The organism is Pseudomonadota bacterium, from assembly GCA_030775045.1.
Taxonomy (GTDB): Bacteria; Pseudomonadota; Alphaproteobacteria; order JALYJY01; family JALYJY01; genus JALYJY01.
Map to the genome: position 1 here is coordinate 1 of JALYJY010000118.1, position 4,588 is coordinate 4,588.

5 protein-coding genes are annotated in these 4,588 nt (G+C 61.5%); 3 read left to right on the forward strand and 2 right to left on the reverse strand.

All coding sequences use genetic code 11. The features are described from left to right. Window positions 1–35 precede the first annotated feature (35 nt). Together map and sfsA are read right to left on the reverse strand one after the other, a co-directional pair. Complete coding sequence (gene map / locus M3O22_08650) at window positions 36–857, reverse strand: type I methionyl aminopeptidase (GenBank protein MDP9196810.1); 822 nt, start codon at window positions 855–857, stop codon at window positions 36–38. Window positions 858–860: 3 nt separating this feature from the next. Continuing rightward, entirely contained in the window at window positions 861–1,574 is a 714-nt protein-coding gene (gene sfsA, locus M3O22_08655) for a DNA/RNA nuclease SfsA (GenBank protein ID MDP9196811.1), read from the reverse strand. 55 nt (window positions 1,575–1,629) lie between these two features. Between sfsA and M3O22_08660 the strand changes: the two genes are divergently transcribed. From M3O22_08660 to tal, 3 genes are read left to right on the forward strand one after another with little or no spacing between them, the layout of a single operon-like run. Further along, entirely contained in the window at window positions 1,630–2,382 is a 753-nt protein-coding gene (locus M3O22_08660) for a molybdopterin-binding protein (protein MDP9196812.1), read from the forward strand. Next, on the forward strand, window positions 2,375–3,244 hold the full coding sequence (locus tag M3O22_08665) for a J domain-containing protein (GenBank protein ID MDP9196813.1): 870 nt from the start codon (window positions 2,375–2,377) through the stop codon (window positions 3,242–3,244). The genes M3O22_08660 and M3O22_08665 overlap by 8 nt, the downstream gene beginning before the upstream one ends. 7 nt (window positions 3,245–3,251) lie before the next feature. Next, window positions 3,252–4,217 carry a transaldolase gene (gene tal, locus M3O22_08670; GenBank protein ID MDP9196814.1) on the forward strand — a complete coding sequence of 322 codons (966 nt, stop codon included), beginning with the start codon at window positions 3,252–3,254 and terminating at the stop codon, window positions 4,215–4,217. Window positions 4,218–4,588: the final 371 nt, after the last annotated feature.

The window sequence follows — 4,588 nt, forward strand, 5'->3', positions numbered from 1 at the left end:
GATGACGGGCAAGGGCAGGCGGCACAATCCCGTACTCACGCATACGGCGGCCGGTCATAACCCTTCGGGGACCGGGTAAACACCTCATACCCGTCGGCAGTGACGGCGATGGTGTGTTCGAACTGGGCGGAGAGGGAGCGGTCGCGGGTCACGGCGGTCCAGCCATCCTCCAGCACCTTCACCTCGTACCGACCGGCGTTAATCATGGGCTCGATGGTGAAGAACATGCCCTCTTTCAGGGCCATGCCCTGGCCAGGTTTTCCGTAGTGCAGGATGGACGGCGCTGTGTGGAAGATCCTGCCGATGCCGTGGCCGCAGAAATCGCGCACCACTGAAAAGCGGTGGCTTTCGGCGAAGGACTGGATGGCATGGCCGATGTCACCCAGCGTGGCGCCTGGCTTGACGGCCCGGATGCCCTTCCACATGGCCTCGAACGTCACGTCTACCAGTTTACGGGCCTGGACACTGATTTTATCCCCGCACAGATACATGCGGCTGGTATCGCCGTACCAGCCATCGAGAATAACGGTCACGTCTATGTTGGCGATATCGCCGTTCACCAGGATCTTCTCCCCCGGGATGCCGTGGCAGACTACATGGTTGGGGGAGATGCAGGTGGCTTTCGGATAGCCCTTGTACCCCAGCGGGGCCGGAATGGCTCCGTGGTCGCGGATGAATGCCTCGCACAGGTGGTCCAGCTCGCCCGTCACGACGCCGGGTTTGACGAAGGGCGTGATGTAGTCCAGCGTCTCCGCCGCCAGCCGCCCGGCCCGGCGCATGCCCTCAAAGGCCTCCGGCCCGTGCAGGGTAATGGTGCGCGGGTCTTCTGGCACTGTCTCGTCATCGTAATCAGTCATGGCCTAACCAAGTATGGGAAGAGGCTTGCCGATGTCAATTCCTTCCGGACTGACCGTGCAGTCCAGACACAGGGCTTCCACGCCTGCCTTCCGGGCTTTGGCAAAGGCTGCGGCATAGGCGGGGTCAAGGTCTTCGGCCACGCGGAACGAGGAACAGTCGCCGCGCTGGACGATATACAGCATCAGTGCGCGGGCGCCGGCGCGGACCATGTCTGCCATTTCCTCCAGGTGCTTTGCCCCGCGGGAGGTGACGCTGTCCGGAAACTCCGCCGTCTGGCCATCATGCCTTTCCGGGCGGCGCACGTGGACGTTTTTGACCTCCACATACAGCGGGGGCAGGGCTGGATCCTCCAGCAGCAGGTCGATGCGGCTGTTCTTCCCGTATTTTACCTCGCGCCGCACGGAGGTATAGCCGCTGAACGGACTGAAGCGGTTTGATGCCACGGCCTCCTGCGCCAGCGCGTTGGGATGGCTGGTGTTCGAGCCGACCCAGGTGTTGTCCGTGTGGACCATCTCCAGCGTGTACGGCAGCTTGCGGCCCGGGTTTGCGGCGGGAGACAGGCGCACCTCCAGCCCCGGCGTGGTCAGGCCCAGCATGGCGCCGGAGTTGGGCACATGGGCCGTGACCGTACTGCCATCCGCCAGCTGGACATCCGCCAGAAAGCGCTTGTACCGGCGGACCAGATGACCGGGGATCAGGGGGGCTTTGAAAATCATTCGTTTCCTGTAGACAAAACCCGAAGACCGGGCGAATTTACACGCGGAGGGCAGAATGACAGAAATCACCGCCTGCGTCATCATTATCGGCAACGAGATCCTGTCCGGCCGGACCCAGGACCAGAACCTGTCCTGGATCGCGCAGCGGCTGTCAGCCATGGGCATCCGTCTGGCTGAGGCCCGGGTGGTGCGGGATATCGACGCTGAAATTATCGAGACCGTCAACGCCTGCCGCCGGAAATATACGTACGTCTTCACTACTGGCGGTATCGGGCCGACCCACGATGATATTACGGCGGCCAGTATTGCGAAGGCTTTTGGCGTGTCCGTGGCTCGCAACAGCGAGGCTGTGCAGCGCCTGGCGCAGTACTATGGCAATCAGCCGCTGACTGACGCGCGCCTGCGCATGGCCAACGTTCCGGAAGGGGCCGCGCTGATCGACAATCCGGCCAGTGGCGCGCCCGGCTTCCGTCTGGAGAATGTGTACGTCATGGCCGGGGTTCCGCACATCATGCAGGCCATGTTCGACGGATTCCGGCATACGCTGGTGCAGGGGCCACCGATCTTGTCGAAAGGCGTGTCCTGCTCCCTGAAGGAAAGCGCCATCGCCGTGCGGCTGGAGGCGATCCAGAAGGACTTTCCCGACCTGGACGTGGGCAGCTATCCCTTTTACCGGGACGGGCATATCGGCACGACCCTGGTGGTCCGGGGCCAGGACCCTGCAGCTGTTGAGGCGGCCGCTGTGGCTGTCGAGCAGATGATCCGGGATCTGGGTGATACTCCTGTGCGGGAACAGACCCATGGATGACCCGTACAAGGTGCTGGGGGTAAAGCGCAGTGCTTCGGAGGAGGAGCTGCGCAAGACCTATCGCGCGCTGGCGAAAAAATATCATCCGGATCTGAACCAGGGCAACAAGGCCGCCGGGGAAAAATTCAAGGAAATCAGCGCAGCCTGGGACATCCTGGGCGATCCGGCCAAAAAGGCGCGCTATGACAGGGGCGAGATTGACGCCAGCGGGAACGAGCGGGTCCATCCTTTTGCCGGTGGGGGTGGAAGGGCCCATGCGCGGGGCGGGCATGCCGGCGGCTTTTCCAGTGGGTTTCACGCCGGGGGGCACGATTTCGGGGACATTTTCGAGAACCTGTTCCGGGGGCAGGGTGGTCCGATGCACCCGCGCGAAAGCCGGGCCGAAATTACCGTGGACTTTCTGGATGCTGCGGCGGGCGCAACCCGCCAGGTGCGCCTTGGCACCGGAAAAACCCTGAACATGAATATTCCGGCGGGAACGGCAGACGGCCAGATCCTGCGCCTGCGCGGGCAGGGGGAGGGAGGCGGCGACCTGCTGCTGACAGTCCATGTGCGTCCCCACCCCTGGTTCCGGCGCGAGGGCGATACCATCCTGGTGGAAGTTCCCGTAACGCTGGCCGAAGCGGCGCTGGGCGGACGTATCCGCGTGCCCACCATCACCGGCGCGGTGGAGGTCATGGTGCCCAAAGGCTCGAACACCGGGACTGTTCTGCGCCTGCGTGGCAAAGGCATCGGCGGGCGCGGAGACCAGAAAGTGACACTGCGGGTCACGCTGCCGGACACGGTCGACAGGGACCTGGAAACCTTTCTGGGTGAATGGTCCGGGAAACACCCCTATAATCCACGAAAGAACATGGAGTAGAAATATAATGACCGCCTCTTCTTCCCGCCTGGACCAGCTGCGGAAAATTACCACCGTTGTAGCCGATACGGGCGATCTGGACGCTGTCCGGACCTTTCAGCCCACCGACTGCACCACCAATCCCAGCCTGATCCTGAAGGCTGTGCAGATGGAGCGGTACCGCCCGCTGGTGGACGAAGCCATCGCCTGGGCCCGGAAGACCGGCGCAAAGGGTGAAGCCCTGGTGTCGGAGACGGTGGATCGGCTTTCCGTGGTGTTCGGCGTCGAGCTGTCAAAGCTGGTGCCAGGGCTGGTGAGCACCGAGGTGGACGCCGACCTGTCCTTTGACGCGCAGGGAACCATGGAGAAGGCTCGCCGCCTGCTGGCCCTGTACAGGGAAAAAGGGCTGGGGCAGGAGCGCATCCTGATCAAGATCGCCGCGACCTGGGAAGGGATTGAGGCCGCACGGCAGCTGGAGAAAGAAGGTATCCGCTGCAACATGACCCTGCTGTTCAGCCTGGCCCAGGCGATGGCATGTGCTCAGGCTGGCGTGTTTCTGATCTCGCCTTTCGTGGGCCGCATTATGGACTGGCACGCAAAGGCGCAGGGACGCACCTTTGCGGCGCACGAAGATCCGGGCGTGCAGACCATCCGCACCATCTATGCGCACTACAAGAGCCTTGGATATAAGACAGTGGTTATGGTGGCAGCCTTCCGGAATGCCGGTCAGGTGCTGGAACTGGCAGGGTGCGACCGCATGACCATTCCTCCGGCACAGCTGGAGGAACTGGCGAAAACGCAAGGTGATGTTCCGGTAAAACTGTCCCCGGCCCTGGTGAAGGACATTCCGGTCAGACGCATGGACCTGGACGAGAAAGCCTTCCGCTGGGCCATGAACCAGGATGCCATGGCCACGGAAAAACTGGCTGAAGGAATTCGTAACTTCGCCGCCGACCTGGAAAAGGTGAAGGTGATCGTGCGGGGGCTCGTGTAGCGGAGAGTTTTCTTTTTCTGTCATCCCGACCGAGGCTTTCAGGCCGAGTGGAGGGATCCCATAAGATCTTTCGACTTCGCGCCACTGCGTGACACTTCGCTCAGGATGACAGGAGGGGAGAAGCAAGAAGATCAGAACGGGGTCTGATTACAGCTCCAGGGATGCCCCTTTTCCTTTTTCTGTAATTCTATATCTGTCAGATTTGTGATTGTCTGCGTAACATGGATAGCCCATGACATCTTTATCTGTCAGTTCAATTAGGTCCTGTTGACATTTATGGTTCCGTAATTTGGTGAAGTGTGATTCACTGTTCAAAGTCCTTGTGTGGGAGCTTTGAATGGCGAGATGCGAGTTGCGGGACGATCAATGGA

Excerpts from the sequence above, each read along its gene's own strand:
- map (MDP9196810.1), bottom strand. The coding sequence starts at position 857 with ATGACTGATTACGATGACGAGACAGTGCCAGAAGACCCGCGCACCATT.
- sfsA (MDP9196811.1), bottom strand. The coding sequence starts at position 1,574 with ATGATTTTCAAAGCCCCCCTGATCCCCGGTCATCTGGTCCGCCGGTAC.
- M3O22_08660 (MDP9196812.1), top strand. The coding sequence starts at position 1,630 with ATGACAGAAATCACCGCCTGCGTCATCATTATCGGCAACGAGATCCTG.
- M3O22_08665 (MDP9196813.1), top strand. The coding sequence starts at position 2,375 with ATGGATGACCCGTACAAGGTGCTGGGGGTAAAGCGCAGTGCTTCGGAG.
- tal (MDP9196814.1), top strand. The coding sequence starts at position 3,252 with ATGACCGCCTCTTCTTCCCGCCTGGACCAGCTGCGGAAAATTACCACC.